Origin of the sequence: Pseudomonas yangonensis, assembly GCF_009932725.1 — a bacterium.
Taxonomy (GTDB): Bacteria; Pseudomonadota; Gammaproteobacteria; order Pseudomonadales; family Pseudomonadaceae; genus Aquipseudomonas; species Aquipseudomonas yangonensis.
Genome location: NZ_BLJU01000002.1, coordinates 629,520 through 654,489 on the forward strand (window position 1 = coordinate 629,520; position 24,970 = coordinate 654,489).

At 65.6% G+C, this 24,970-nt stretch carries 27 protein-coding genes; 23 read left to right on the top strand and 4 right to left on the bottom strand.

Annotated features, from left to right (window positions below; all coding sequences use genetic code 11):
- The first annotated feature begins 3 nt into the window (after nt 1–3).
- The 13 genes from phnD (at nt 4) to GYB81_RS04725 (ending at nt 11,005) form a co-directional block, all read left to right on the top strand.
- Nucleotides 4–1,005 carry a phosphonate ABC transporter substrate-binding protein gene (gene phnD / locus GYB81_RS04665; RefSeq protein WP_161866389.1) on the top strand — a complete coding sequence of 334 codons (1,002 nt, stop codon included), beginning with the start codon at nt 4–6 and terminating at the stop codon, nt 1,003–1,005.
- Between the two features lie 62 nt (nt 1,006–1,067).
- On the top strand, nt 1,068–1,859 hold the full coding sequence (phnE, locus tag GYB81_RS04670) for a phosphonate ABC transporter, permease protein PhnE (protein ID WP_161866388.1): 792 nt from the start codon (nt 1,068–1,070) through the stop codon (nt 1,857–1,859).
- A 20-nt stretch (nt 1,860–1,879) separates the two neighbouring features.
- Nucleotides 1,880–2,602, top strand: coding sequence for a phosphonate metabolism transcriptional regulator PhnF (phnF, locus tag GYB81_RS04675; protein WP_161866387.1), 723 nt, complete (start codon nt 1,880–1,882; stop codon nt 2,600–2,602).
- Nucleotides 2,603–2,613: 11 nt separating this feature from the next.
- On the top strand, nt 2,614–3,063 hold the full coding sequence (gene phnG, locus GYB81_RS04680) for a phosphonate C-P lyase system protein PhnG (RefSeq protein WP_003244506.1): 450 nt from the start codon (nt 2,614–2,616) through the stop codon (nt 3,061–3,063).
- Entirely contained in the window at nt 3,063–3,674 is a 612-nt protein-coding gene (phnH, locus tag GYB81_RS04685; RefSeq protein ID WP_024308758.1) for a phosphonate C-P lyase system protein PhnH, read from the top strand. Before phnG ends, phnH begins: the two co-directional genes overlap by 1 nt.
- Entirely contained in the window at nt 3,674–4,750 is a 1,077-nt protein-coding gene (locus GYB81_RS04690) for a carbon-phosphorus lyase complex subunit (RefSeq protein WP_161866386.1), read from the top strand. The genes phnH and GYB81_RS04690 overlap by 1 nt, the downstream gene beginning before the upstream one ends.
- The gene (locus GYB81_RS04695; RefSeq protein ID WP_129483085.1) at nt 4,750–5,619 is read left to right on the top strand and encodes an alpha-D-ribose 1-methylphosphonate 5-phosphate C-P-lyase PhnJ; all 870 of its coding nucleotides are present in this window, start codon (nt 4,750–4,752) and stop codon (nt 5,617–5,619) included. The genes GYB81_RS04690 and GYB81_RS04695 overlap by 1 nt, the downstream gene beginning before the upstream one ends.
- Nucleotides 5,616–6,425 (top strand): phosphonate C-P lyase system protein PhnK, encoded by an 810-nt coding sequence (gene phnK / locus GYB81_RS04700; RefSeq protein ID WP_161866385.1) that lies wholly within the window; start codon nt 5,616–5,618, stop codon nt 6,423–6,425. The genes GYB81_RS04695 and phnK overlap by 4 nt, the downstream gene beginning before the upstream one ends.
- 82 nt (nt 6,426–6,507) lie before the next feature.
- Nucleotides 6,508–7,224, top strand: coding sequence for a phosphonate C-P lyase system protein PhnL (phnL, locus tag GYB81_RS04705; protein ID WP_161866384.1), 717 nt, complete (start codon nt 6,508–6,510; stop codon nt 7,222–7,224).
- Nucleotides 7,214–8,359: an alpha-D-ribose 1-methylphosphonate 5-triphosphate diphosphatase gene (locus GYB81_RS04710; protein ID WP_161866383.1), complete on the top strand. Its 1,146-nt coding sequence runs from the start codon at nt 7,214–7,216 to the stop codon at nt 8,357–8,359. The genes phnL and GYB81_RS04710 overlap by 11 nt, the downstream gene beginning before the upstream one ends.
- Nucleotides 8,359–8,955, top strand: coding sequence for a phosphonate metabolism protein/1,5-bisphosphokinase (PRPP-forming) PhnN (gene phnN / locus GYB81_RS04715; protein ID WP_161866382.1), 597 nt, complete (start codon nt 8,359–8,361; stop codon nt 8,953–8,955). Before GYB81_RS04710 ends, phnN begins: the two co-directional genes overlap by 1 nt.
- Nucleotides 8,946–9,710, top strand: coding sequence for a phosphonate metabolism protein PhnP (gene phnP, locus GYB81_RS04720; RefSeq protein ID WP_161866381.1), 765 nt, complete (start codon nt 8,946–8,948; stop codon nt 9,708–9,710). Before phnN ends, phnP begins: the two co-directional genes overlap by 10 nt.
- Before the next feature lie 95 nt (nt 9,711–9,805).
- A complete protein-coding gene (locus tag GYB81_RS04725; protein ID WP_161866380.1) occupies nt 9,806–11,005 on the top strand; it encodes an MFS transporter in 1,200 nt (399 codons plus the stop codon).
- Nucleotides 11,006–11,023: 18 nt separating this feature from the next.
- Here the strand turns inward: GYB81_RS04725 and GYB81_RS04730 are convergent, their stop codons facing one another.
- The 3 genes from GYB81_RS04730 to GYB81_RS04740 form a co-directional block, all read right to left on the bottom strand.
- Nucleotides 11,024–11,641 carry an NAD(P)H-dependent oxidoreductase gene (locus GYB81_RS04730; RefSeq protein ID WP_161866379.1) on the bottom strand — a complete coding sequence of 206 codons (618 nt, stop codon included), beginning with the start codon at nt 11,639–11,641 and terminating at the stop codon, nt 11,024–11,026.
- Entirely contained in the window at nt 11,634–13,028 is a 1,395-nt protein-coding gene (locus GYB81_RS04735) for a class II fumarate hydratase (protein WP_161866378.1), read from the bottom strand. Before GYB81_RS04735 ends, GYB81_RS04730 begins: the two co-directional genes overlap by 8 nt.
- An 84-nt stretch (nt 13,029–13,112) precedes the next feature.
- The gene (locus GYB81_RS04740) at nt 13,113–14,123 is read right to left on the bottom strand and encodes a DUF2804 domain-containing protein (RefSeq protein ID WP_161897743.1); all 1,011 of its coding nucleotides are present in this window, start codon (nt 14,121–14,123) and stop codon (nt 13,113–13,115) included.
- Between the two features lie 274 nt (nt 14,124–14,397).
- On the opposite strand from GYB81_RS04740, the gene GYB81_RS04745 reads away from it, so the two are divergent.
- From GYB81_RS04745 to GYB81_RS04765, 5 genes are all read left to right on the top strand, one after another.
- Nucleotides 14,398–14,895, top strand: coding sequence for a DUF2059 domain-containing protein (locus GYB81_RS04745; RefSeq protein ID WP_161866376.1), 498 nt, complete (start codon nt 14,398–14,400; stop codon nt 14,893–14,895).
- A gap of 11 nt (nt 14,896–14,906) precedes the next feature.
- The gene (locus GYB81_RS04750) at nt 14,907–15,200 is read left to right on the top strand and encodes a BolA family protein (protein WP_024308745.1); all 294 of its coding nucleotides are present in this window, start codon (nt 14,907–14,909) and stop codon (nt 15,198–15,200) included.
- Between the two features lie 357 nt (nt 15,201–15,557).
- On the top strand, nt 15,558–16,496 hold the full coding sequence (gene trhO, locus GYB81_RS04755) for an oxygen-dependent tRNA uridine(34) hydroxylase TrhO (protein ID WP_161866375.1): 939 nt from the start codon (nt 15,558–15,560) through the stop codon (nt 16,494–16,496).
- A 2-nt stretch (nt 16,497–16,498) separates the two neighbouring features.
- Nucleotides 16,499–17,131, top strand: a complete 633-nt coding sequence (locus tag GYB81_RS04760) for a DsbA family protein (protein ID WP_161866374.1) — start codon at nt 16,499–16,501, stop codon at nt 17,129–17,131.
- Nucleotides 17,124–18,905: an ABC transporter ATP-binding protein gene (locus tag GYB81_RS04765; protein ID WP_161866373.1), complete on the top strand. Its 1,782-nt coding sequence runs from the start codon at nt 17,124–17,126 to the stop codon at nt 18,903–18,905. The genes GYB81_RS04760 and GYB81_RS04765 overlap by 8 nt, the downstream gene beginning before the upstream one ends.
- 431 nt (nt 18,906–19,336) lie before the next feature.
- Here GYB81_RS04765 and GYB81_RS04770 read toward each other — a convergent pair whose 3' ends face one another.
- Entirely contained in the window at nt 19,337–20,200 is an 864-nt protein-coding gene (locus GYB81_RS04770) for a LysR family transcriptional regulator (RefSeq protein WP_161866372.1), read from the bottom strand.
- 96 nt (nt 20,201–20,296) lie between these two features.
- On the opposite strand from GYB81_RS04770, the gene GYB81_RS04775 reads away from it, so the two are divergent.
- From GYB81_RS04775 to GYB81_RS04795, 5 genes are all read left to right on the top strand, one after another.
- Nucleotides 20,297–21,034, top strand: a complete 738-nt coding sequence (locus GYB81_RS04775) for a CTP synthase C-terminal region-related (seleno)protein (RefSeq protein WP_161866371.1) — start codon at nt 20,297–20,299, stop codon at nt 21,032–21,034.
- On the top strand, nt 21,031–21,357 hold the full coding sequence (locus GYB81_RS04780; protein ID WP_161866370.1) for an antibiotic biosynthesis monooxygenase family protein: 327 nt from the start codon (nt 21,031–21,033) through the stop codon (nt 21,355–21,357). Before GYB81_RS04775 ends, GYB81_RS04780 begins: the two co-directional genes overlap by 4 nt.
- A gap of 224 nt (nt 21,358–21,581) precedes the next feature.
- Nucleotides 21,582–22,667: a 4-hydroxyphenylpyruvate dioxygenase gene (gene hppD, locus GYB81_RS04785; protein WP_161866369.1), complete on the top strand. Its 1,086-nt coding sequence runs from the start codon at nt 21,582–21,584 to the stop codon at nt 22,665–22,667.
- Between the two features lie 4 nt (nt 22,668–22,671).
- Entirely contained in the window at nt 22,672–23,805 is a 1,134-nt protein-coding gene (locus GYB81_RS04790; RefSeq protein WP_161866368.1) for a homogentisate 1,2-dioxygenase, read from the top strand.
- 103 nt (nt 23,806–23,908) lie between these two features.
- Nucleotides 23,909–24,895 carry a fumarylacetoacetate hydrolase family protein gene (locus GYB81_RS04795; RefSeq protein WP_161897744.1) on the top strand — a complete coding sequence of 329 codons (987 nt, stop codon included), beginning with the start codon at nt 23,909–23,911 and terminating at the stop codon, nt 24,893–24,895.
- Nucleotides 24,896–24,970: the final 75 nt, after the last annotated feature.

A 24,970-nucleotide genomic window follows, 5' to 3' on the forward strand; every position in this document is an offset into this window, starting at 1 on the left:
TCCATGTTCAAACGCATCGGCCAGGTGCTGGCTGCCTCTGCGCTCGTCACCGGTTCCCTGCTGGGCTCGGCCCAGGCCGCCGAGGAACTCAATTTCGGCATCATTTCCACCGAGTCCTCGCAGAACCTCAAGGCCATGTGGGATCCCTTCCTGGCCGACATGAGCAAGCAGACCGGAGTGAAGATCAACGCCTTCTTCGCGCCTGATTACGCCGGGATCATCCAGGGCATGCGCTTCGACAAGGTCGACGTGGCCTGGTACGGCAACAAGTCGGCAATGGAGGCGGTTGACCGCGCTGGTGGCGAGATCTTCGCCCAGACCGTGGCGGCCAACGGTGCCCAGGGCTACTACAGCCTGCTGGTGGCGCACAAGGACAGCCCGATCAACTCGGCCGAGGACATGCTCAAGAACGCTTCGAGCCTGACCTTCGCCAACGGTGATCCCAACTCCACCTCCGGCTATCTGGTGCCTGGCTACTACGTATTCGCCCAGAACAACGCCGACGCCAGCAAGATCTTCAAGCGCTCGCTCAACGGCAGCCACGAGGTCAACGCGTTGTCGGTGGCCAACAAGCAGGTCGATGTCGGCACCTTCAACAGCGAGGGCATGGAGCGCCTGGAAGTGACTGCGCCGGACAAGGCGGCGCAGCTAAAGGTGATCTGGACCTCGCCGCTGATCCCGTCGGACCCCATCGTCTGGCGCAAGAACCTGCCGCAGGAAACCCGCGACAAGCTGCGCAACTTCTTCATGACCTACGGCGCCAAGCCGGAAGAGAAGAAGGTGCTCGAGGGCCTGCAGTGGGGCCAGTTCAAGCCTTCGGATAACGATCAGCTGCTGCCGATTCGTCAGCTCGAGCTGTTCAAGAAGCGTACCGAAGTGGCCAACAACGACAAGCTCAAGGACGCCGACAAGCAGGCTCAGCTCAAGGAGCTGGACGCCGAGCTGGCCAAGCTGGAGCAGCGCATGGCCGAACTCGAGAAGAAGAACGGCGCCAGCGCCGGCTGACCCCGAGAGCCGCCGCGCTTCGACATGGCGGCTCGTTTTGAGTGCGTGAACGAGAGTTACCCATGACCACAATGACCACCGCCACCCCGATCGCCGAGACCAAGCGCAGCTGGCTGCAGTTGATCGGCTGGGGCCTGTTCTTCGCCGTGCTCGCCTGGTCCTGGCGAGGCGCGGAAATGAACCCGCTGGCGCTGGTGCGCGATGCCGGCAACATGGCCACCTTCGCCGCCGATTTCTTCCCGCCGGACTTCAGCAACTGGCAGCACTACGTCAAGGAGATGGTGGTCACCGTGCAGATCGCCCTGTGGGGCACGGTGCTGGCCATTCTCTGCGCCATTCCGCTGGGCATCCTCTGTTCCGAGAACATCGTGCCCTGGTGGGTGTATCAGCCGGTGCGCCGGGTGATGGATGCCTGCCGTTCGATCAATGAAATGGTCTTCGCCATGCTCTTCGTCGTCGCGGTTGGCCTCGGCCCCTTCGCCGGCGTGCTGGCGCTGTTCATCAGCACCACGGGGGTGCTGGCCAAGCTGTTCGCCGAGGCGGTCGAGGCCATCGATCCGGGCCCGGTCGAAGGCGTGCGTGCCACCGGTGCCAGTGCCCTGCAGGAAGTGATCTTCGGCGTCATCCCGCAGGTGCTGCCGCTGTGGATTTCTTACTCGCTGTACCGCTTCGAGTCCAACGTGCGCTCGGCCACGGTGGTCGGCATGGTCGGCGCCGGCGGCATCGGGGTGATTCTCTGGGAGGCGATTCGCGGCTTCCAGTTCGCCCAGACCTGCGCGCTGCTGATCGTGATCATCCTGGTGGTGAGCGCCATCGACATCCTGTCCCAGCGCCTGCGCAAGCTCTTTATCTGAAGGAGGAGGAGGGCGCCCGCGTGCGCCCTTTTCAAACGATGAACTTGTCTAGACAAAGCGAACCGCTGTACCGCGAGCTGGCCGCCGTGCTGCGCGAAGACGTGCAGCGCATGAGCCCGGGCGACTACCTGCCGGGCGAGATGCAATTGGCCGCGCGCTTTTCCGTCAACCGCCACACTCTGCGCCGCGCGGTGGACGAGCTGGTGCTCGAAGGCCGCCTGCTGCGCCGTCAGGGTAAAGGTACCCAGGTGCTGGCCAAGCCACTGGTGTACCCGGTGGAGGCGGGCAGTGCCTTCAGCCAGTCGCTGTCTGCGCTCGGCCACCGCGTCGAGGCGAGGCTGATCGAGCGCCTGCGCCGTACTGGCAGCAGTGAGGAATGTCGGCATCTGCAATTGTCCGACGGCAGCGAGCTGATCGAGCTGACCACCCTGCGCCTGCTCGAGGGGCAGCCGCTGAGCCTGATCCGCCACCGTTTCTGCGCCAGCCTGGCACCACAGTTGGCTGACTACCAGGGCGGTTCGCTGCGCCAGTACCTGGCCGAGCGCGACCTGCCGCTGACGCGCACCTTCAGCCTGATCGGTGCGCGCCTGCCCAGCCGCGAAGAGGCGGCGCACTTGCTGATGCCACGCCACGCGCCGTTGCTCAGCGTGCTCACTTTGTCCCGCGATCCCGCTGGTCGGGCGGTAGAGCTGGCGCAGTCCAGCAGCCGCGCCGACCGCTTCCAGTACCAGGTAGCGACCTGATGGAGACCCGCATGAACGAAACCGACCCGAACATCGCCGCGCGCCAGCGCTGGATGGGCGTGCTGGCCCGTGCCGGCAGCGCCCTCGATGCCCACGAGGCGGCGCTGAAGGACAGCGCCTACCAGCTGATCCGCGCCCCCGAGGTGGGCATGACCCTGGTGCGCGGGCGCATGGGCGGCACCGGCAGCGCCTTCAACCTGGGCGAGATGACCGTGACCCGCTGCGTGGTGCGCCTGGCTGACGGCCGCACCGGCTACAGCTACCTGGCCGGCCGCGACAAGCGCCGCGCCGAACTGGCCGCCCTGGCCGACGCCCACCTGCAGGGCAGCGATCAGGCGCGCTGGCTCAGTGACCTGATCGAACCCATGGCTCGCCAGCAGCGCGAGCAGCGCCTGGCCCGGGCCGCGCGCAGCGCCACCACCCAGGTGGAATTCTTCACCCTGGTCAGAGGAGAGGATTGATGACTACGCCGCACAGCTCGCACTGGCTGCAACCGGCTTTCGACGACCCGGTGCTCGATGCCCAGGTCAGCTTCCGCGCCGCCCTCGGCGCCCTGGCCGAACCGGGTCTGCCACGCGCCATGGACCGCGCCCATGCCCTGGGCGACCTGGCCCCGGCCACCTATGGTCTGTGCCTGGCCTTTCTCGACAGCGACACGCCGCTGTGGCTGGCCCCGCGCTTCGATACGCCGCTGATCCGCGCCAACCTGGCCTTCCATTGCGGCTGCCCGATCGTCGCCGAGCGCGAGATCGCCCTGTTCGCCCTGCTCGATGAGAGCGAACTGGATGATTTGTCGGACTTCGACAATGGCAGCGAACGCTACCCGGATCAGTCCTGCACGCTGCTGATCCAGCTGGGTGATCTGCACGCCGGCCCGGCCCTGCGCTGGCGCGGTCCGGGTATCAAGGATGTGCGCAGCGTCAACCTGCCGCTGCCGGCCTCGTTCTGGCAGCAGCGCCAGGCGCGCAGCGCCTTTCCCCGTGGCCTGGACTGCTTCTTCGCCGCGGGCGGGGAAGTGATCGGCCTGCCGCGCAGCACCCGCGTGCTGATCGAAACCGAGGAGGCTGCCTGATGTATGTCGCCGTCAAGGGTGGCGAACGCGCCATCGACAATGCCCATCAGCTGCTGGCCAACCGTCGCCGCGGTGATACCGCCGTTGCCGAACTGGGCGTTGAGCAGATCCGCCAGCAGCTGCCGCTGGCCGTGGCCCGCGTCATGAGCGAGGGCTCGCTGTACGATGAGGAACTGGCCGCGCTGGCGATCAAGCAGGCGGCCGGTGACCTGATGGAAGCCATCTTCCTGCTGCGCGCCTACCGCACCACTCTGCCGCGTTTCGGCGCCAGCGAGCCGCTGGATACCACGAAGATGCAGCTGGAGCGGCGCATCTCTGCCACTTTCAAGGACCTGCCCGGCGGTCAGCTGCTCGGCCCGACCTTCGACTACACCCACCGCCTGCTGGACTTTGCCCTGCTGGCCGAGGGCGACTATCCGGCGCCACAAACCTCGCTCGCCGACGAGCCCAAACCCTGTCCGCGGGTGCTGGATTTTCTCGCAGGCGAAGGCCTGATGGCCCGCGAGACGGATGACGGCGCGCCGGTGCCCGACATCACCCGCGAGCCGCTGGCCTTTCCCGCCAGCCGCGCCGAGCGCCTGCAGGCGCTGGCCCGTGGCGACGAGGGCTTCCTCCTGGCGCTGGGTTATTCCACACAGCGTGGTTACGGACGCAACCACCCCTTCGCCGGGGAGATCCGCATCGGCGACGTGGAAGTGTGGATGACGCCCGCCGAACTGGGCTTCGCCGTGCCACTGGGCGACATCGAAATCACCGAGTGCGAGATGGTCAACCAGTTCGTCGGTGAAAGTGCCGAGCAGGCGCAGTTCACCCGCGGCTACGGCCTGGCCTTCGGTTACGCCGAGCGCAAGGCCATGGGCATGGCCCTGGTCGATCGTGCCCTGCGTGCCGGCGAGTACGGCGAGGAAGTGTCGGGCCCGGCACAGGAGGAGGAGTTCGTGCTGATGCACTGCGACAACGTCGAGGCTGCCGGCTTCGTCTCGCACCTGAAGTTGCCGCACTACGTCGACTTCCAGGCCGAACTGGAACTGATCCGCAAGCTGCGCCGCCAGGCGTCGGCAGAGGAGAACCGCTGATGAACCTTTCCACTGCAAGCGGCGCCCGCGAGGCGTCGGCCTATAACTTCGCCTATCTCGATGAGCAGACCAAACGCATGATCCGCCGTGGCCTGCTCAAGGCAGTGGCGATCCCCGGCTACCAGGTGCCTTTCGGTGGTCGTGAGATGCCGCTGCCCTACGGCTGGGGCACCGGTGGCATGCAGCTGACTGCGGCCATTCTCGGTACGGACGACGTGCTCAAGGTGATCGACCAGGGCGCTGATGACACCACCAACGCGGTGTCGATCCGCCGCTTCTTCGCCCGCACCGCCGGCGTCGCCACCACCGAGCGTACGCTGGAGGCCAGCGTGATCCAGACCCGTCACCGCATCCCGGAGACCCCGCTGTCGGCCGGGCAGATCATGGTCTACCAGGTGCCCATCCCCGAGCCGCTGCGCTTTATCGAGCCGAGCGAGCAGGAGACGCGGACCATGCATGCGCTGGAAGACTACGGCGTGATGCACGTGAAGCTGTACGAGGACATCGCCACCTTCGGCCATATCGCCACTGCCTACGCCTACCCGGTGACGGTGGACGAGCGCTACGTGATGGACCCGTCGCCGATCCCGAAATTCGACAACCCCAAGCTGAACATGAGCCCGGCGCTGATGCTGTTCGGCGCCGGCCGTGAAAAGCGCCTGTACGCGGTACCGCCCTTTACCCGCGTGGTCAGCCTGGACTTCGAGGATCACCCCTTCGCCGTGCAGCGCTGGGACGAGTGCTGCGCCTTCTGCGGCAGCAGCGAGTCCTTCCTCGACGAGCTGATTGTCGACGACGCCGGCAGCAAGCGCTACGTCTGCTCCGACACCGACTACTGCCGCCAGCGTACCGAGGAGAACCTGCAATGAGCGCCGCCGAACCTCTGCAACCTGCCGTGACAGCGGCCGAGCCGCTGTTCTCGGCGCGCGACCTGACCCGCCTGTACGGCCCGGACAAGGGCTGCCAGGGCGTGAGCTTCGACCTCTATCCCGGCGAGGTGTTGGGCATAGTCGGGGAGTCCGGCTCGGGCAAGTCCACCTTGCTCAGCCTGCTCTCCGGGCGCTGCCCGCCGGATCGCGGCAGCGTGAGTTATCGCGCGCGCAGTGGTCAGTGGCTCGACCTGTACAGCGCCAGCGAGGCCGAGCGGCGCACGCTGTTGCGGACCGAGTGGGGCTTCGTCGAGCAAAACCCGCGTGACGGCCTGCGCATGGCGGTGTCGGCCGGCGCCAACATCGGCGAGCGGCTGATGGCCCAGGGCGTGCGCCACTACGGTGAACTGCGTGCCGCCGGGCTCGACTGGCTGAGCCAGGTGGAGATCGACCCGGCGCGTATAGACGACCTGCCGCGCACCTTCTCCGGCGGCATGCAGCAGCGTCTGCAGATTGCCCGCAACCTGGTCTCCGCGCCGCGCCTGGTGTTTATGGACGAGCCGACCGGGGGCCTCGATGTGTCGGTGCAGGCGCGCCTGCTCGACCTGCTGCGTGGCCTGGTGCGCGAGCTGGACCTGGCGGTGGTGATCGTCACCCACGACCTGGCGGTGGCGCGCCTGTTGGCCGACCGCCTGATGGTGATGCGCCGCTCGCGCGTGGTGGAGGCGGGGCTGACGGATCAGATTCTCGACGACCCGCAGCATCCCTATTCGCAGCTTCTGGTGTCGTCGGTGTTGCAGCCTTGATTCCGTCTTGTGGGAGGGGCTTTAGCCGCGATCCCTTTTGTCGCGGCTAAAGCCCCTCCCACGCACGCAGAGATTATTGACCATGAACAACCTGATCGAGGTCAGCGGCCTCAGCAAGACCTTCACCCTGCACCAGCAGAACGGCGTCGTCCTGCAGGTGCTGCGTGACCTGAATTTCGCCGTGCGCGGCGGCGAGTGCCTGGTGCTGCATGGGCAGTCCGGCACCGGCAAGTCGACCCTGCTGCGCACCCTGTACGGCAACTACCTGGCGGCGGGCGGCAGCATTCGCATCCGCCACCAGGGCGAGCCGGTGGAGCTGGTCGGCGCCGAGCCGCGCCAGGTGCTGGCGGTGCGCCGGCAGAGCCTGGGTTACGTCAGCCAGTTTTTGCGGGTGATCCCGCGCGTGTCGACCCTGGACGTGGTGATGGAGCCGGCGCTGGCCCGCGGCTGGACGCGCAGGGACGCCGAGGCGCGAGCCAAGGCCCTGCTGAGCCGGCTGAATATTCCCGAGGCGCTGTGGCAGCTGGCGCCGGGCACCTTCTCCGGCGGCGAGCAGCAGCGCGTCAACATCGCCCGCGGCTTCATGGTCGAGTGGCCGGTGCTGTTGCTCGACGAACCCACCGCCTCGCTGGACGAGGCCAACCGTCAGGTGGTGCTGGAGCTGATTCTTGAAGCCAAGGCGGCCGGCAGCGCGCTGATCGGCATCTTCCACGACCGCATCGCCCGCGAGGCGGTGGCCGACCGTTACCTCGACATGAGCGCCGCCGCGGCGCAACCGGAGTACGTCTATGTCGTCTGAACAGATTCTCAGCAACGCCCGTATCGTCACCGCTGAGCGCGAGTTCCTCGGCACCCTGTTGCTGCGCGACGGGCTGATCGCCGCAGTGGACGAGGGCGCCTGTCGCCTGCCGCAGGCCCAGGACCTGGGCGGCGATTACCTGCTGCCGGGGCTGGTGGAGCTGCACACCGATAACCTGGAAAAACACATGAGCCCCAGGCCTGGCGTGGATTGGCCTTCGGCTTCGGCGGTGCTGACCCACGACGCGCAGATCGTCGCCGCGGGCATCACCACGGTGTTCGATGCGCTGTCCATCGGTGACATCAACCCGCGTGGTCGGCGCATGCAGCAATTGCCGGCGATGATCGAAGCTATTGCCGCCAGCGAGGCGGCGGGGCAGACCCGCGCCGAGCACCGCCTGCACCTGCGCTGCGAGCTGTGCCACCCCGATGCTCTGACCATCTATCGCGACCTGGTGGAGCACCCGTTGGTGGCGCTGGTGTCGGTGATGGATCACTCGCCCGGCCAGCGCCAGTTCGCCAAGGTGGAGAAATACCGCGAGTACTACATGGGCAAGTACCACCTGAGCCCGGCGGAAATGGAGGATTTTCTCCAGGAGCAGATCGCCAATTCGCGCCAGTACAGCGACTGCCAGCGTCGCGCCATCGTCGAGGACTGCCACGTCCGGGGCATTTCGGTGGCCAGTCATGATGACGCGACCCTGGCCCACGTGCAGGAGTCGGCCGGCTTCGGCATGGCCATCGCCGAGTTCCCCACCACCCTGGAAGCGGCCAAGGCCAGCCACGAGCTGGGGTTGAAGGTGCTGATGGGCGCGCCGAATGTGGTGCGCGGCGGCTCGCACTCGGGCAATATCGCCGCCGCCGAACTGGCGCGCCACGGTGTGCTGGATATCCTCTCCAGCGACTATTATCCGGCCAGCCTGCTGCATGCGGCCTGGCTGCTCGTCGGGCAGGACAACGACTATGATCTACCTGCGGCCATCGCCACCGTGAGCCGCGCGCCGGCCAGGGCAGCCGGACTTGATGATCGCGGCGAGATCCGTGTCGGTCTGCGCGCCGACCTGGTGCAGGCCAGGGCGCATGGCGAGCAGCCGGTGATCCAGCAGGTGTGGCGCCAAGCACGAAGGGTATTCTGATGCAGGGCAGGTTGATCTATCTGATGGGGCCTTCGGGCTCGGGCAAGGACAGCCTGTTGCAAGCCGCGCGTGCGCCGCTGGAGGCGCACGGCTGCCGTTTCGCCCGGCGGGTGATTACCCGCAGCGCCGAGTCCGTCGGCGAGGACGCGTTGGGGGTCAGCCCCGCGGAGTTCGAGCGCCTGGAAGGCGAGGGTGCCTTTGCCCTGAGCTGGCACGCCAATGGCCTGGCCTACGGTATCCCGCGCGAGATCGACGACTGGCTGAGCGCCGGTCAGGATGTGCTGATCAATGGCTCACGCGGTCATCTCGAGGCTGCGCGCCAGCGCTATCCGGATCTGCTGGCGATTCTTCTGCATGTCGACGAGGCGGTGCTGCGCCAGCGCTTGCTGGCTCGCGGCCGCGAGACGCCGGAGCAGATCGAGCAGCGCCTGGCGCGCAGCCGCGAATTTGCTTACTCCCCTCTCCCATTTATGGGAGAGGGGCCGGGGGAGAGGGGCGATCAGGCCGACACTATCGTCTTGGACAACTCCGGCCCCCTGCCGCACACCGTCAGCCGCCTGCTGCAGCTGCTCGACGAGATGCGTCGATGCGCCTGACCCTGCTCGGCACCGGCGATGCCCGTCAGGTGCCCGTGTACAACTGCAGTTGCCCGGCCTGCGATGCGGCGCGCGTGTATCCGGCGCGGCGCCGTGGCCCCTGTTGCGCGCTGATCGAATGCGGCGCGCAGCGCTGGCTGATCGACAGCGGCCTGACCGATCTCACCGAGCGCTTCGCGCCGCACAGCCTCAGCGGCATCCTGCAGACCCACTACCACGCAGATCACGCCCAGGGTTTACTGCATCTGCGCTGGGGGCAGGGGTTGGTGATTCCGGTGCACGGCCCGGAAGACCCGGAAGGGTTGGCCGATCTGTACAAGCATCCCGGCATTCTTGATTTCAGCCAGCCTTTCGCTGCCTTCGAGCGCCGCCAACTGGGTGAACTGTTGGTCACTGCGCTGCCGCTGACCCACTCCAAGCCAACCTTTGGGTATTTGCTTGAGCGGAAGGGGTTCGAAGGGCAGGGCAGGCGTATCGCCTACCTGACCGACACGGTCGGCGTGCCCGAGGCCAGCTGCGCCGAGCTTGAACGTGCGCCGCTGGATCTGCTGGTGCTCGATTGCTCCACCGCACCGCAGCCGGTGGCACCGCGCAACCATAATGACCTGACCCGCGCGCTGGAAGTCATCGCTCACCTGCAGCCTGCGCAAGCGGTGCTGACCCATATCGGTCACAGTTTCGATGCCTGGCTGCTGGAGCATCCCGACGCCTTGCCGCCTGGTGTGACGCTGGCGCGTGACGGTCTGGTGCTGTGAGTCCGTATCGCCCGTAACCGAGAAACTCAGGCTGGCCTGGCCTGCCGTTACAGGGTCAGGCCTTCCGATTTGTTTTCCGACAGTCAAGAGAACCCATGAACGCCCGCCGCATCACTCTGTTGCTTTGCACTGCCGAAACCCTGGGCATGGCCGGCTTTGCTCTGTTCGCCGCACTGCTGCCGCAATTCCAGGTGCTCTGGGGATTGAGCAATACCGAGGCGGGCTGGATCGGCGGCGGCTTCTTTCTCGGCTATATGCTGGCCGTGCCGGTGCTCACCGGTCTGACCGACCGTTATGACGCCCGGCTGATCTACCTGTGGGCCATGCTGCTGACGGCGGTGGCCAGCGCCGGCTTCGTCTTCGCCGATGGTTTCTGGTCGGCGCTGCTCTGGCGCGTGCTGGCCGGCATCGGCCTGGCGGGCACCTATATGCCGGGGCTCAAGGCGCTGTCGGAGCGCATCGACGGTGCCTCGCAATCGCGTGCCATCGCCTTCTACACCGCCAGCTTCGGCCTGGGCACTGCGCTGTCCTTCACCCTGTCCGGTGAACTGGCCAAGCTCGGCGGCTGGCAGCTGCCGGCACTGCTTAGCGGCGCCTGCGCGCTGCTGGCCTGGGCGTTGGTGTACTGGGGGCTGGCGCCGAAACCGGTGGCAGCGCATGCACCGCGCAAGCTACTGGATCTGGCACCGCTGAAAAGCCGTGCGGTGTTGGCCTACTGCCTGGCCTACGCGATGCACAACCTGGAGTTGTTCGCGCTGCGCGCCTGGCTGGTGGCCTTCGTGGTGTTCTCCGGGCATTTTCAGGGCGTCGATCCCTGGCTGTCCGGTACCTGGGTGGCGATGCTGGCGACGCTGATCGGCATGCCGTCGAGCATTCTCGGCAATGAGCTGGCGCTGCGTTTCGGTCGGCAGCGCTGGCTGATCGGCGTGATGCTTAGTTCTGCTCTGCTGGCGGCCCTGGTCGGCCTGGGAGCGGCGCTGCCGTTCTGGGTGATGCTGGGGCTGGTTATGCTCTATGCGGTGACCGTGACAGCCGACTCCGCCTCGCTGACCGCCGGGCTGGTCAGCGTTGCCCCAGCCAGTCACCGCGGCGCAGCAATGGCGCTGTATTCCTGCACCGGTTTCACTGGTGCCTTTCTCGGTCCGCTGCTGTTCGGCATGACCCTCGATGCCCTGGGCGATCAGCAGTTGCTTGGCTGGTGGGCGGCGTTCGCCTTGATGGGCCTGTTACTGACGCTGGGGCCGTTGGCGTTGTGGTGGGCGGGTAGTGGGCAAGAGGGCAGTACGCATCCGTAGAGAGGCGCCTGCTCAGGTTCACGCCTTTGTGCCCAATGCTTCCGCTTTACGCAGCCAGCTCTGGCGTTGTTCCTCGCTGGCCGGCCGCACCGGAGCGAATTCGCTCAGGCGGCGGGTCCTTATGCCGCAGAAACCGAGGATGGTGCGCACCATCTGCCGATGGGCCGGAGCGCCATAGATCCAGCGGAAGTACCAGGGTGGCGTGTCCATGGTCACCAGCAGGTCGGCGCTGCGCCCGCTGAGCAGCTTGTCCCAGAGTTGCGAGCGGTTGCGGTACTTGAAGGCGAAGCCGGGCAGGAACACCCGGTCGAAGAAGCCCTTGAGCAAAGCCGGTATACCGCCCCACCACACGGGGTAGACGAACACCAGATGCTCCGCCCAGTGAATCAGACGCTGGGCCTCGAGCAGGTCCGGCTCCAGGCTCTGGCTCTGTTCGTAGCCGTCGCGCAGTATCGGGTCGAACTGCATTTCGCCCAGCTTCAACTGGCGGACCACATGGCCCTTGCTGCGTGCGCCGTGGCTATAAGCCTCGGCCAGAGCATGGCAGAGGCTGTCCTTCTTCGGTGTGCCTAGAATCAGCAGGATTCGTTTGCCATCGCCTTCCAGTGGTGTGGCGCCGCTCTTGCCCTCAGTCATGCCGCGCGGCTCCGAGCATGTCCTGCGGCCTGACCCACTGATCGAACTGCTCTTGAGTCAGATAACCGAGCTGCAGTGCAGCCTGGCGCAGGGTACTGCCCTCGGCATAGGCCTTTTTGGCGATCTCCGCTGCCTTGTCGTAGCCGATATGCGGGTTCAGCGCGGTGACCAGCATCAGGCCGTTCTCCAGATGCGCGGCCATCTGTGTGGCATCCGGCTGGAGATCGGCCACGCAGTGCTGCTGGAAGTTGCGGCAGCCGTCGGCGAGCAAGCGGATCGACTGCAGCAGGTTATGGATGATCACCGGCTTGAACACGTTGAGCTGAAGGTGCCCCTGGCTGGCGGCGAAGCTGATGGTCGCATCGTTGCCCAGCACCTGGCAGGCAAGCATCGACAGCGCTTCGCACTGGGTCGGGTTGACCTTGCCGGGCATGATCGAGCTGCCCGGCTCGTTGGCCGGCAGGCGCACTTCGGCAAAGCCGGCGCGTGGGCCGGAGCCGAGCAGGCGCAGGTCGTTGGCCAGTTTCATCAATGCCACGGCCAGTGTTTTCAGCGCCCCGGAGAGCTGCACCAGCGGCTCGTGCCCGGACAATGCGGCGAATTTGTTCGGTGCGCTGGTCAGCGGCAGGCCGGAAAGGGCCGCAAGCTCGGCGGCGATGGCCTCGGCGAAACCGGCCGGCGCATTCAAACCGGTGCCGACCGCGGTGCCACCCTGGGCCAGCTCGCAGACGGCGGGCAGGGCGGCGCGAATGGCCGCTTCGGCATGGCCAAGCTGGGCGACGAAGGCGGATAGTTCCTGGCCGAAGGTAATGGGCGTGGCATCCATCATATGGGTACGCCCGGTCTTGACCAGGTTGGCGTGGCGCTGAGCCTGCTCTTGCAGGCCGTCACGCAGCTCGGCCAGCGCCGGCAGCAGGCAATGACGTACGCCTTGGACGGCGGCGATATGCATGGCGGTGGGGAAGCAGTCGTTGGAGCTCTGTGCGCGGTTGACGTGGTCGTTGGGGTGTACCGGGCTCTTGCCGCCACGCTGGCCACCGGCCAGTTCGTTGGCGCGACCGGCGATCACCTCGTTGACATTCATGTTGCTCTGCGTGCCGCTACCGGTCTGCCAGACCACCAGGGGGAATTGCGAGTCGTGCTGGCCTTCGAGCACTTCATCGGCTGCCTGCTCGATCAGCCGGGCGATGTCTGCCGGCAGTTCGCCGCTGCGGCTGTTGACCCGCGCAGCAGCTTTCTTGATCAGCGCCAGGGCATGCAGTACTGCCAGCGGCATACGCTCCTGGCCGATGGCGAAGTTGATCAGCGAGCGCTGGGTCTGCGCGCCCCAGTAAGCGTCGTTGGGGACTTCAATGGGGCCGATGCTGTCGGTTTCGGTGCGGCTCATGGCGTTCTCCGGGCATGTTCGAGGTTGCTGGCAGTTTAGGTCGCGCCGCCGGAGACTGGTTCCGCAACTTATCTATCGCGTCGATTACCAGCGGGCGTGGGTTTCACCCAGCCAACCCAATGCACTGTCTACTGCGACGCGCTCGCCCTTCGGGCCGCGCAGCACTCCATCGTAGTGGCCGAAGCGCTGCATGGTGTGGGCGTGGAAGGGGCCGAACTTGGGGCAGGCTCTATGTAGCTGGCGGGGGGTGAACCGCAGGGACACCCGGTCGTCCTCGCTGTCCAGGCGCCAGGGGGCCAGCGGCGCCTGCGAGCTGCGGACGATATGCAGCGGGCTATCGAGCAGTTGTACTTCACCGCCGAACCAAAGCGTGTTCTCCGAAAGGCCGCTGTGGTCCAGCCAGCCCGTGCCGAAGTTGCCGGCGATACCCCCAGCAGCGGCGAAGGCCGCTCGCTGCCAGTGACTGTGCAGCGGCCAGACGCCGCGGCCGAAGTCCAGCGCGGCGAAGCTTTGCCCCGGCACGCAGCTGTACTGCTTGCTACCCAGTTGCAGGCTGCCTGCCGTGGGCAGGCCCAATTGGCGGCTGGTGGCATGAAAACCGCCATTTTGCAGTGGGGCCACCAGGTTGACCGACTGCAGGTGGGCAGGGCGCTGAATGTCCAGGGCGATTTGTAGCGGCTGGCCGCCGATGTCAGGTGCCGATGCGGTAAGACGCAAACGCCCCGGGTGCTCGTCGGCGCGCAGCTGCAGGCGGGAATGATTGAAGGCGTGGCTTTCCAGTGGCAGATCGGGTAACTGGCAGCCAAAGGCGAAAAGTCGGAACTGGGCTCGGGCAACCGACTGGCCGGATTGCAGATCGAGAAAGTAGGCGGCGCCGTAGCCGAGGTAGTCAAGATCGGCCAGGGTTAGCGCGAGCATCCATTGTGGCGTGGTGATGCACCAGTGATTCCAGCGTTTGCGCCGTCCCAGGTGGCCGTGCAGAGCACAGTCCACCAGCGGGCGGCTGGACCAGCCGATGGCCTCGTCCTGCAGGCGGCCCTTGCTGTCGCACAGAGGTTGAAGTGGAAAGGGGGCATGTGAGGTGAGGCTGGTCATCGGGCACGTCCATGTATGTGCGCAGGCTGGCGTTCAGTCGCCGGGTCGGGAGTGCGCATGCCTTGATAAGACTGGCGAATATGACGCAGGATGCCGAGCTGGCCCAAGCATGGGCAAGTACTGGCAATTTGGCAACTGACCAGTGGGTGCACCAGTGTGCAGGGCGTCTGTGAGCTGGTGCACAACTCGCCTCCCTTGAGGGATTTTGGCGCAGGGCACAAAATGCTGCCTTCGTAGTCTACCCAGACTCATTCACAACCACTGGACGCTCTCCATGCTCCGTTTTTCCAAACTCTGCACCGCCGTTCTGCTCAGCGCGAGCGCATCCCTGGCCATGGCCGATGCTGCCAGCCACGCCGCCGATGCCGAGCGTTTTCTCAAACTGGCCCATGCCGACAAGCTGACCGTGCCGGTGTACGGCCAGGTGCAGCAGATGTTCGCCCAGCGTTTCGCCGAGGCGCCGAGTGGCAAGAAGGCGGTGCTGGAAAGCTATCAGGCCAAGGCCAATGCCGCGCTGGACAAGGCGGTGGGCTGGGACAAGCTCAAGCCTGACATGGTCAAGCTCTACACCAGCAACTTCAACGAGCAGGAGCTCAAGGACCTGATCGCCTTCTATGAGTCGCCGCTGGGGCAGAAGGTGCTGCAGAAGATGCCGACCCTGACCGCGCAATCCGCGCAGATCACCCAGAGCAAGCTGGAAAGCGCCGTGCCCGAGGTGAACAAGCTGCTGGCGGACATGAGCAGCGAGCTCGGCCTGCCGAAACAACCCTGATGGAGCTCAAGATGTCCAAGCAAGACCTGATCACCGCCGCCCTGGCCGCGCTGCAGCCTGAGCACCTGGAGGTGCTGGACGAAAGTCATATGCACAGCCGCGGCCTGGAGACCCACTACAAGGCGGTGATCGTAAGCCCGGCGTTCGCTGGGCTGAATGCGGTCAAGCGACATCAGAAGGTCTACGCCACCGTCGGCGAACTGATGGGGCAGATCCATGCCCTGGCCCTGCATACCTATACCCCACAGGAATGGGCAGAGCAGGGCGTAGCCCCGGCCTCGCCGACCTGCCGCGGCGGTCATTGAGGTCGCTCGGATGCAATCCGGGTAAACCCCTCGGCAGTTCCCGGATTGCATCCGGGCTGCGTGACAGGCTGTCGCGCCTTGTCGCCAACCCGCCCCGGCGATTCTCTGCTTTGCTACAATCGCTCCCGCGCCGGCCCACGCCGGCGCTTTCGTTTAGGTTCTCGATCTAGCGAGCTAGAGCCATGCAAGGCGCCACGACCAACGGGAGTAACAGCCTCCGGCTGGTCAAAGCAGGCGAGGAAGCGCAGTGTACTTTTGTACATGAGCATTCCCAGTCTGTTTTAACGCAGCAGGGCCGACGCGCAGCTGATCGAGTCCAGTCCGCCCTTTACGTGGGCGACTACTGAGAGAATATTCATGACCGACAAGATCGTCGTCGCGGCGCTGTACAAATTCGTCTCCCTGCCGGATTACCAGGCGCTACGCGAACCCCTGCTGCAAACCCTGCTCGACAACGGCATCAAGGGCACCCTGCTGCTCGCCGAAGAGGGCATCAACGGCACCGTGTCCGGCAGCCGCGCCGGCATCGACGCGCTGCTCGCCTGGTTCCGCCAGGACGCCCGCCTGGCCGATATCGACCACAAGGAATCCTATTGCGATGAACAGCCGTTCTATCGCACCAAGGTCAAGCTGAAGAAGGAAATCGTCACCCTCGGCGTGCCGGGCGTCGACCCCAACCAGCGTGTCGGCACCTACGTCGAACCGCAGGACTGGAACGCCCTGATCAGCGACCCCGAGGTGCTGCTGATCGACACGCGCAACGACTACGAGGTGGCCATCGGCACCTTCGAGGGCGCCATCGACCCCAAGACCAAGTCGTTCCGTGAGTTTCCCGAGTACGTCAAGGCCCATTTCGATCCGAGCAAGCACAAGAAAGTGGCGATGTTCTGCACCGGTGGCATCCGTTGCGAGAAAGCCTCCAGCTACATGCTCGGCGAGGGTTTCGAGGAGGTCTATCACCTCAAGGGCGGCATCCTCAAATACCTCGAGGAAGTGCCGCAGGAGCAGACCAAGTGGCGCGGTGACTGCTTCGTCTTCGACAACCGCGTGACCGTGCGCCACGACCTGTCCGAAGGCGACTACGATCAGTGCCACGCCTGCCGCAATCCGATTTCCGTGGAAGATCGCCAGTCCGAGTTCTACAGCCCCGGCGTCAGTTGCCCGCATTGCTGGGATTCGCTGCCGGAGAAGACCCGTGAAAGCGCCCGCGAGCGGCAGAAGCAGATCGAGCTGGCCCGTGCGCGCAACCAGCCGCACCCCATCGGCCGTGACCCCCGCCAACTGAACGAGGCCTGACCATGGCTAGCCGCCTGCTCTACGTGATGGACCCGATGTGCTCCTGGTGCTGGGGTTTCGCACCCGTGGTCGAAGCCCTCGCCGAGCAGGCGGCTGCGGCCGGCGTGCCGCTGCAGATCGTGGTGGGCGGCCTGCGCCGCGATCAGGTGGCGATCGATGCCGCAGCACGGGTGCGTTACCTGGGCTACTGGCAGGCGGTCAACGCCAGCACCGGGCAGCTGTTCGACTTCGACCGCGGCCTGCCCGAGGGCATGGTGTACGACACCGAGCCGGCCTGCCGCGCACTGGTCACCGCGCGCAACCTCGACGTGCCCAGCGCCTGGACGCTGCTCAAGCTGGTCCAGCGCGCTTTCTACGCGCAGGGCGCCGACGTTACCCAGGCCAGTGTGCTGGTCGAGCTGGCCGAGCGGGCCGGCATTCCGCGCATCGAATTCGCCGAGGCTTTCGACAGTCAGGCCATGCATGAGGCCACCGCCGCCGATTTCAGCTGGGTGCAGGATCTGGGCATCGCCGGTTTCCCCACCTTGCTGGCCGAGCGCGATGGCCAACTGGCGCTGCTGACCAACGGCTATCAGCCACTCGAGGCGCTGTCACCGCTGCTGGGCCGCTGGCTGGAGCGCGCCGCCAATGCCTGATCGGTTGAGCTGGGCAGAAGTCCGTCGCCTGGCCCTGCGTCACAAGAAAGCGCTGATTCTGGCCAACCTGGTCGCCGTGCTGGCCACCCTGTGCAGCGTGCCGATCCCGTTGCTGTTGCCGCTGCTGGTGGACGAAGTGCTGCTGCACGATGGCGATGCGGCGCTCAAGGTAATGGACAACTTCCTGCCCGCCGACTGGGAAACGGCAGCCGGCTACATCGGCCTGATGCTGCTGCTGACCCTGCTGCTGCGCGGCTCGGCGCTGATCTTCAACGTGCTGCAGGCGCGCCTGTTCGCCAGGCTGTCGAAGGACATCGTCTACCGTATCCGCATGCGTCTGATCGAGCGGCTCAAGCGTATCTCCCTCGGCGAGTACGAGAGTTTGGGCGGCGGCACCGTGACCACTCACCTGGTCACCGATCTGGACACCCTGGACAAGTTCGTCGGCGAGACCCTCAGCCGCTTTTTGGTGGCGATTCTGACCCTGGTCGGCACCTCGGCCATCCTGATCTGGATGCATTGGCAGCTGGCCCTGCTGATCCTGCTGTTCAACCCGCTGGTGATCTACGCCACCGTGCTGCTGGGCAAGAAGGTCAAGCACCTGAAGAAGCTGGAGAACGACAGCACCTCGCGCTTCACCCAGGCGCTGACCGAGACCCTGGAAGCGATCCAGGAAGTGCGCGCCGGCAACCGCCAGGGCTACTTCCTCGGCCGTCTCGGCGGGCGGGCGCGCGAGGTGCGTGACTACGCCGTGGCCTCGCAGTGGAAGAGCGATGCCTCCAACCGCGCCAGCGGCCTGCTGTTCCAGTTCGGTATCGACGTGTTCCGCGCCGCGGCGATGCTCACCGTGCTGTTCTCCGACCTGTCCATCGGCCAGATGCTCGCGGTGTTCAGCTACCTGTGGTTCATGATCGGCCCGGTGGAGCAGCTGCTCAGCCTCCAGTACGCCTTCTATGCAGCCGGTGGCGCGCTGACGCGCATCAACGAGCTGCTGGCGCGCCAGGACGAGCCGCAGTACGCCGGGCGCGTCGATCCCTTCAAGGGGCGTGATACGGTGGGCATCGAGGTTCGCGGTCTGACCTTCGCCTATGGCGAGGAGCCTGTGCTGGATCGTCTCGATCTGTCCATCGGCCCGGGTGAGAAGGTGGCGATCGTCGGCGCCTCTGGCGGCGGCAAGAGCACCCTGGTGCAGTTGCTGCTGGGGCTGTACACGCCACAGGCCGGCAGTATCCGCTTCGGCGGCAGCGCGCTGGAGGAGATCGGCCTGGACGGCGTGCGCGACAACGTCGCGGTGGTGCTGCAGCACCCGGCGCTGTTCAACGACACGGTGCGCGCCAACCTCACCATGGGCCGTGAGCGCAGCGACGAGGCGTGCTGGCAGGCGCTGCGCATTGCCCAGCTTCACGACACCATTGCGCAACTGCCGCAGGGCCTGGACAGCGTGGTCGGGCGCAGTGGCGTGCGCTTGTCCGGCGGCCAGCGTCAGCGCCTGGCCATTGCCCGCATGGTGCTGGCAGAACCCAAGGTGGTGATCCTCGACGAAGCCACTTCGGCGCTGGATGCGGCGACCGAGTATGCCCTGCACGAAGCGCTGGCGCAGTTTCTCGAAGGCCGCACCACGCTGATCATCGCCCACCGCCTGAGCGCTGTGAAGCAGGCCGATCGCGTGCTGGTGTTCGACGGCGGCAGCGTTGCGGAGGATGGCGACCATCAGCAACTGATTGCCGAAGGTGGGCTATACGCCAAGCTTTACGGGCATTTGCAGCAGGGGTGAGGCTGGCGGACTTTGTGCGCATTGCTGCAACCGGGATTGAGCGGCTGAAGCGCAATGCCGCCCAGCCGCTCCTACAGGTGGACAATGTTCATTGACCGCTGCCACCGTGGCCCCGGATTTCATCCGTTTTACACAGCGGCTCGAATCACGTAGCCCGGATGCCATCCGGGGCGCTTTGTAGACGGATACCCACGGGCCCTGACCTGTCGCGGCTAAAGCCCCTCCCACGGGAGCGGTTGCTCTGCTTCTGTGGGAGGCGCTTCAGCTGCATCGTAGGAGCGGCTTCAGCCGCGATGCTCTTTTGCGCAGCCAACGAGCCCGGATTGCATTCGGACTACACAGCTTCCTGGGCTGTCGCGGCTGAAGCCCCACCCACAAGGTTTCGTTGTTGCAATGACAGGCTGCTCCCTTTCTGTGGGAGGCGCTTTGCTTTAGTCACTGTTCATCAAGGCCCTGCCCAGTTCCTCGAACAGCGTCTGCACCGAACGCAACGCCCGGCAATCGGGGCGGGTCAGCAGCCAGAGCTCGGTGTCGCAGCCGGTCAGCGGCGGGCCGAGTGCCTTGAGTTCCGGATGGGCGCGAAGCACGAAGTCGGGCAGGGCGGCAACGCCCAAACCTGCGCGCGCCAGTTGCGCCACGGCGTACATGCTGCTGCAGCGGTAGTTGGGGGTGACGCCCGGCAACTCGCGCAGGCGCCACAGTACCGTGGCGTGATCCGGCATCGCCTCGTCCGGGGCGATCCAGCTCTGGCGGGCCAGGTCGCTGCGGTCCTGGCCATCATCGCGGGCGCAAACCCGATACGACACCTTGGCCAGGCGCCGCCCCACCAGATGCTCCGGCGGCTCGTTGGTCAGGCGCAGGGCCAGGTCGGCGTCGCGCCGGCTGAGGTTGGCGAAGTCATTGGACGTCACCAGCTCCAGTGCCAGGGCCGGGTAACTGGGCATGAAGCGCGCCAGCGCCGGTAGCAGCAGGCTGCTCAGTACGGCGTCGGTACAGGTCAGGCGCACCGTACCGCTGACCACCTGCTTGCCCAGCTCCAGCGCCACTCGCGCGGCATCCAGCGCCTGTTCGGCGCGTTCGGCTTGTTCCGCCAGGGCGCGAGCGGTCTCGCTGGGTTCGTAGCCGCGCCGGCTCTTTTCGAACAGCGCCACACCCAATGCCGCTTCGAGCCGGCGTACGGCGCGAAATACGGTGGAGACGTCCACCTGCAGCAGTTCTGCTGCCCGCGCCAAGGAGCGGCCGCGCACCAGAGCGAGTACCAGCGAGAGGTCGGTGTGATCGATTTGATATTGCACGGCTGCAATCTCTGCTTGTCTATTCGCCAATTATTATTGCGCAAGCGCCATCTTATAGTGGCAAGGAGGCTGCCATGCAAGTTGGAGGGAAAGCGTATGTACAGCAAGTGTCGAGTCAAGGTGGCGCTGGTCGGTGAATACGATCCGGCGATCGCCGCGCACCGGGCCATCCCCGAGGCGTTGCGCCTGGCCAGTGAAGCCCTGGGAGTGGCGGTCGAGCATGATTGGCTGGCCACCGACGGCATTCTCGAGGATGCAGCCCTGATGGCCTATGACGGCATCTGGTGCGTGCCTGGCAGCCCCTATGGCTCCACCGAGGGGGCGCTGCGCGCCATTCGCTTTGCCCGCGAGCAGGGTGTGCCATTTCTCGGCACCTGTGGCGGCTTCCAGCACGCGCTGCTCGAATACGCACGCAACCGCCTGGGCTGGACCGATGCCGAGCACGCCGAATTGTCGCCGCAAGCGCAAAAGCCGCTGATCGCGCCCCTGGCCTGTGCGTTGCTGGATGTCAGCGAGCATGTGCATCTGGTCTCCGGCTCGCGCATTGCCGAACTCTACGGCGTACGTGAGATCAGCGAGCAGTACCTGTGCCGCTACGGTCTCGTCGATGCCTTCGTCGAGCCGCTGATGGTCCAGGCGCTGAAGGCCTCCGGGCATGACCAGGCGGGCGCTGTGCGGGCGATCGAACTGGAGGACCATCCGTTCTTCATCGCCACCCTGTTCCAGCCCGAGCGCGCGGCATTGGAAGGTCGTCTGCCGCCGGTTGTGGCCGGTCTGGTCGGCGCCTGTGCGGTGCAGTCGGTGCATGAGGCTCATCTGGCGGTAGCCTCGTGATTGCCGCCACACCGCAGCCACCTTACTACGTGGTGATCTTCACCTCGCTGCGCACCGAGGTGGAAGGCGGCTACGCCGAAGCCGCGCAACGCATGCTGGAACTGGCCGCGGAGCAGCCCGGCTTTCTCGGCGTGGAGTCGGCGCGCAGCGATGGCCTGGGCATCACGCTGTCGTACTGGCAGAGCGAGGAGGCTATTCGCGCCTGGCGTGAGCACGCCGAGCACAGCGCCGTGCGTGAGCAGGGGCGAGCCGATTGGTACGCCGCATTCGCCACACGGGTGGCCAAGGTCGAGCGCGCCTACAGCTTCTCACGCTCTGACTGAGTGCCAGCGGCAAGCCGGTAGACCGGGCTGTAAGGTTTCCTTTACGCCAAGCGGGTCGTTGTCTACATGAGTGGCTTGGCGTAACGAAAATTTGCCGGTGCTGTGCTTGGCTACTGTGTCGAAGTGTCGCAAGCCATCTTGAGAGCGGGTCTGCGCTCGGTTGTCATGAGGTTGTCCGCAACGCATTCGTGCGGCTGCCATAACAATGACAATCAGGAGGCGAAATGACCGCCGTGGCCAAGATCGAGCAGCACAACCCCATCGGAACCGACGGTTTCGAGTTCGTCGAATTCACCGCACCGACTGCCGAAGGCATCGAGCAACTGCGCCAGTTGTTCACCGCCATGGGTTTCACCGAGACCGCCAAGCACCGCTCGAAAGAGGTGTGGCTGTTCCAGCAGAACGACATCAACATCGTGCTCAACGGCAGCCCCACCGGGCACGTGCGTGCCTTCGGCGAGAAGCATGGCCCCAGCGCCTGCGCCATGGCCTTCCGGGTCAGGAACGCCGCCCAGGCCGCGGCTTACGTCGAGCAGCAGGGCGCCAAGCTGGTGGGCAGCCACGCGAACTTCGGCGAGCTGAACATTCCCTGCGTCGAAGGCATCGGCGGCTCGCTGCTGTATCTGGTCGACCGCTATGGCGACAAGACCATCTACGATGTCGACTTCGAGTACATCGAAGGCCGCAGCCCCAATGACAACGCCGTCGGCCTGCAGTGCATCGACCACCTGACCCATAACGTGCGCCGCGGGCAGATGGATGTCTGGTCCGGCTTCTACGAGCGTATCGCCAACTTCCGCGAGATCCGCTACTTCGACATCGAAGGCAAGCTCACCGGCCTGTTCTCCCGCGCCATGACCGCGCCATGCGGCAAGATCCGCATCCCGATCAACGAGTCGGCCGACGACAAGTCGCAGATCGAGGAATTCATCCGCGAGTACCACGGCGAGGGCATCCAGCACATTGCCCTGTCCACCGACGACATCTACGCCACCGTGCGCCAGCTGCGCGCCAACGGCGTGGACTTCATGACCACCCCGGACACCTATTATGAAAAGGTCGACAGCCGCGTCGCCGGCCATGGCGAGCCGCTCGAGCAACTGCGCGAACTGAACCTGCTGATCGACGGAGCGCCGGGCGACGACGGCATCCTGCTGCAGATATTCACCAACACGGTGATCGGCCCGATCTTCTTCGAGATCATCCAGCGCAAGGGCAATCAGGGTTTCGGCGAGGGCAACTTCAAGGCGCTGTTCGAGTCGATCGAGGAAGACCAGCTGCGTCGCGGTGTGATCAAGGCTGAGGAGTGACGCCATGAGCCGCCAATGGATCCGCTTTCCGCTGCGTGAAGGCGAGTGCTCGCGCCAGGCTCACTGCGACCTGCCGCAGGGCACCTACGAGCGCGAGATGGGCCGCGAGGGCTTCTTCGGCCCCTCCGCGCACTTGCATCACAAGCATCCGCCGACCGGCTGGATCGACTGGGAAGGCCCGCTGCGCCCGCATGCGTTCAACTTCAACGACATCCCCAGCGAGCGCGACTGCCCGCTGGCGGCGCCGCTGACCCTGCACAACGCTGACGTCAAGCTGCGCGTCTGGCGCACCCACGGCGCCATGCGCCACCTGGTGCGTAATGCCGACGGTGACGAGCTGCTGTTCGTCCACGAGGGCAGCGGGCATTTCTATTGCGACTTCGGCCACCTGGAGTACCGCGACGGTGATTACCTGCTGATCCCGCGCGGCACCGCCTGGCGCATCGAGGCCGGCACGCCGAGCTACTTCCTGCTGATCGAGAACAGCGACGGCGCCTACCAGCTGCCGGACAAGGGCCTGCTGGGTCCGCAGGCGATCTTCGACCCCGCCGTGCTCGATCATCCGCGGCTCGACGAGGCCTTCAAGGCGCAGCAGGACGAGAACACCTGGCAGATCCGCATCAAGCGGCGCAATCAGATCAGCACCGTGACCTACCCGTACAACCCGCTGGACGTGGTCGGCTGGCACGGCGACAACACCGTGGTGCGCCTGAACTGGCGCGATATTCGCCCGCTCATCAGCCATCGCTACCACCTGCCTCCTTCGGCGCACACCACCTTCGTCGCCAATGGCTTCGTGGTCTGCACCTTCACCCCGCGGCCGGTGGAGTCCGACCCCGGTGCGCTCAAAGTTCCTTTCTTCCACAACAACGACGACTACGACGAGGTGCTGTTCTACCACCGCGGCAACTTCTTCAGTCGCGACAACATTGAGGCCGGCATGGTCACCCTGCATCCCTGTGGCTTCCCCCACGGGCCGCATCCCAAGGCATTGAAGAAGAGCCAGGAGGACCCGGCCACCTTCATCGACGAGGTGGCGGTGATGATCGACACCCGTCGCGCCCTGGAGGTGAGCGATGCCGCTGGCGCGGTGGACGTGGCCGAGTACGTCAACTCCTGGCGTGCGCCGGGGTTGTAGGGTTAAACAAACCTGTAGGAGCGAGCTCCGCTCGCGAAGCTTTTTGTTCGGTTAGGGTTCGCGAGCAGAGCTCGCTCCTACCTCAGAATTCGAAGGATTACCGATGAAACTCGCATCACTGAACCAGGGCCGCGATGGCGTGCTGATCGTCGTTTCCCGCGATCTCACCCGCGCAGTACTCGTGCCACAGATCGCCATTACCCTGCAGGCTGCGCTGGATGATTGGGCAGTGGCCCGGCCCAAGCTCGAAGCGGTCTACCAGCGCCTCAACGATGGCATGGAGGAGGGTGCTTTCGCCTTCGATCAAAGCGCCTGCCACAGCCCGCTACCGCGTGCCTATCACTGGGCCGATGGCAGCGCCTACGTCAATCACGTCGAGCTGGTGCGCAAGGCGCGCGGTGCCGAGATGCCGGAGTCCTTCTGGCACGACCCGCTGATGTACCAGGGCGGCGCCGATGCTTTCATTCCACCACACAGCCCGATCCGCCTGGCCGACGAAGCCTGGGGCATCGACCTGGAGGCAGAGCTGGCGGTGATCACCGACGACGTGCCGATGGGCGCCACGCCGGCCGAGGCGGGCGGGCACATTCGTCTGCTGATGCTGGTCAACGACGTCTCGCTGCGCAACCTGATGCCTGGTGAGCTGGCCAAGGGCTTTGGTTTCTACCAGAGCAAGCCGTCGTCGAGCTTCTCCCCGGTGGCGGTGACCCCGGACGAGCTGGGCGACAGCTGGAAGGACGGCAAGGTGCACCGGCCGCTGGTTTCGCATATCAACGGCGCGTTGTTCGGCCAGCCGGATGCTGGCGTGGACATGACTTTCAACTTCCCGACGCTCGTGGCACACGCCGCCAAGACCCGCCCGCTGGGCGCCGGCACCATCATCGGTTCGGGCACCGTGTCCAACTACGACCGCAGCGCCGGATCGAGCTGCCTGGCAGAGAAACGCATGCTGGAAATCGTCGAGCAGGGCGAAGCGAAGACGCCGTTCCTCAAGTTCGGCGACCGGGTGCGTATCGAGATGTTCGACGCAGCCGGCCAGAGCATCTTCGGCGCCATCGACCAGGTGGTGGAAAAGTACGACGTCCGCTGATTCGTAGGAGCGGCTTCAGCCGCGATTCGTCTGAAGACGCTAAAGCATCGCGGCTGAAGCCGCTCCTACCAAGTC

What these genes read in the sequence shown, in the direction of transcription:
- phnD (WP_161866389.1), top strand. Translation starts at nt 4, where the DNA reads ATGTTCAAACGCATCGGCCAGGTGCTGGCTGCCTCTGCGCTCGTCACC.
- phnE (WP_161866388.1), top strand. Translation starts at nt 1,068, where the DNA reads ATGACCACAATGACCACCGCCACCCCGATCGCCGAGACCAAGCGCAGC.
- phnG (WP_003244506.1), top strand. Translation starts at nt 2,614, where the DNA reads ATGAACGAAACCGACCCGAACATCGCCGCGCGCCAGCGCTGGATGGGC.
- phnH (WP_024308758.1), top strand. Translation starts at nt 3,063, where the DNA reads ATGACTACGCCGCACAGCTCGCACTGGCTGCAACCGGCTTTCGACGAC.
- GYB81_RS04690 (WP_161866386.1), top strand. Translation starts at nt 3,674, where the DNA reads ATGTATGTCGCCGTCAAGGGTGGCGAACGCGCCATCGACAATGCCCAT.
- GYB81_RS04695 (WP_129483085.1), top strand. Translation starts at nt 4,750, where the DNA reads ATGAACCTTTCCACTGCAAGCGGCGCCCGCGAGGCGTCGGCCTATAAC.
- phnK (WP_161866385.1), top strand. Translation starts at nt 5,616, where the DNA reads ATGAGCGCCGCCGAACCTCTGCAACCTGCCGTGACAGCGGCCGAGCCG.
- phnL (WP_161866384.1), top strand. Translation starts at nt 6,508, where the DNA reads ATGAACAACCTGATCGAGGTCAGCGGCCTCAGCAAGACCTTCACCCTG.
- GYB81_RS04710 (WP_161866383.1), top strand. Translation starts at nt 7,214, where the DNA reads ATGTCGTCTGAACAGATTCTCAGCAACGCCCGTATCGTCACCGCTGAG.
- phnN (WP_161866382.1), top strand. Translation starts at nt 8,359, where the DNA reads ATGCAGGGCAGGTTGATCTATCTGATGGGGCCTTCGGGCTCGGGCAAG.
- phnP (WP_161866381.1), top strand. Translation starts at nt 8,946, where the DNA reads ATGCGCCTGACCCTGCTCGGCACCGGCGATGCCCGTCAGGTGCCCGTG.
- GYB81_RS04725 (WP_161866380.1), top strand. Translation starts at nt 9,806, where the DNA reads ATGAACGCCCGCCGCATCACTCTGTTGCTTTGCACTGCCGAAACCCTG.
- GYB81_RS04730 (WP_161866379.1), bottom strand. Translation starts at nt 11,641, where the DNA reads ATGACTGAGGGCAAGAGCGGCGCCACACCACTGGAAGGCGATGGCAAA.
- GYB81_RS04735 (WP_161866378.1), bottom strand. Translation starts at nt 13,028, where the DNA reads ATGAGCCGCACCGAAACCGACAGCATCGGCCCCATTGAAGTCCCCAAC.
- GYB81_RS04740 (WP_161897743.1), bottom strand. Translation starts at nt 14,123, where the DNA reads ATGACCAGCCTCACCTCACATGCCCCCTTTCCACTTCAACCTCTGTGC.
- GYB81_RS04745 (WP_161866376.1), top strand. Translation starts at nt 14,398, where the DNA reads ATGCTCCGTTTTTCCAAACTCTGCACCGCCGTTCTGCTCAGCGCGAGC.
- GYB81_RS04750 (WP_024308745.1), top strand. Translation starts at nt 14,907, where the DNA reads ATGTCCAAGCAAGACCTGATCACCGCCGCCCTGGCCGCGCTGCAGCCT.
- trhO (WP_161866375.1), top strand. Translation starts at nt 15,558, where the DNA reads ATGACCGACAAGATCGTCGTCGCGGCGCTGTACAAATTCGTCTCCCTG.
- GYB81_RS04760 (WP_161866374.1), top strand. Translation starts at nt 16,499, where the DNA reads ATGGCTAGCCGCCTGCTCTACGTGATGGACCCGATGTGCTCCTGGTGC.
- GYB81_RS04765 (WP_161866373.1), top strand. Translation starts at nt 17,124, where the DNA reads ATGCCTGATCGGTTGAGCTGGGCAGAAGTCCGTCGCCTGGCCCTGCGT.
- GYB81_RS04775 (WP_161866371.1), top strand. Translation starts at nt 20,297, where the DNA reads ATGTACAGCAAGTGTCGAGTCAAGGTGGCGCTGGTCGGTGAATACGAT.
- hppD (WP_161866369.1), top strand. Translation starts at nt 21,582, where the DNA reads ATGACCGCCGTGGCCAAGATCGAGCAGCACAACCCCATCGGAACCGAC.
- GYB81_RS04790 (WP_161866368.1), top strand. Translation starts at nt 22,672, where the DNA reads ATGAGCCGCCAATGGATCCGCTTTCCGCTGCGTGAAGGCGAGTGCTCG.
- GYB81_RS04795 (WP_161897744.1), top strand. Translation starts at nt 23,909, where the DNA reads ATGAAACTCGCATCACTGAACCAGGGCCGCGATGGCGTGCTGATCGTC.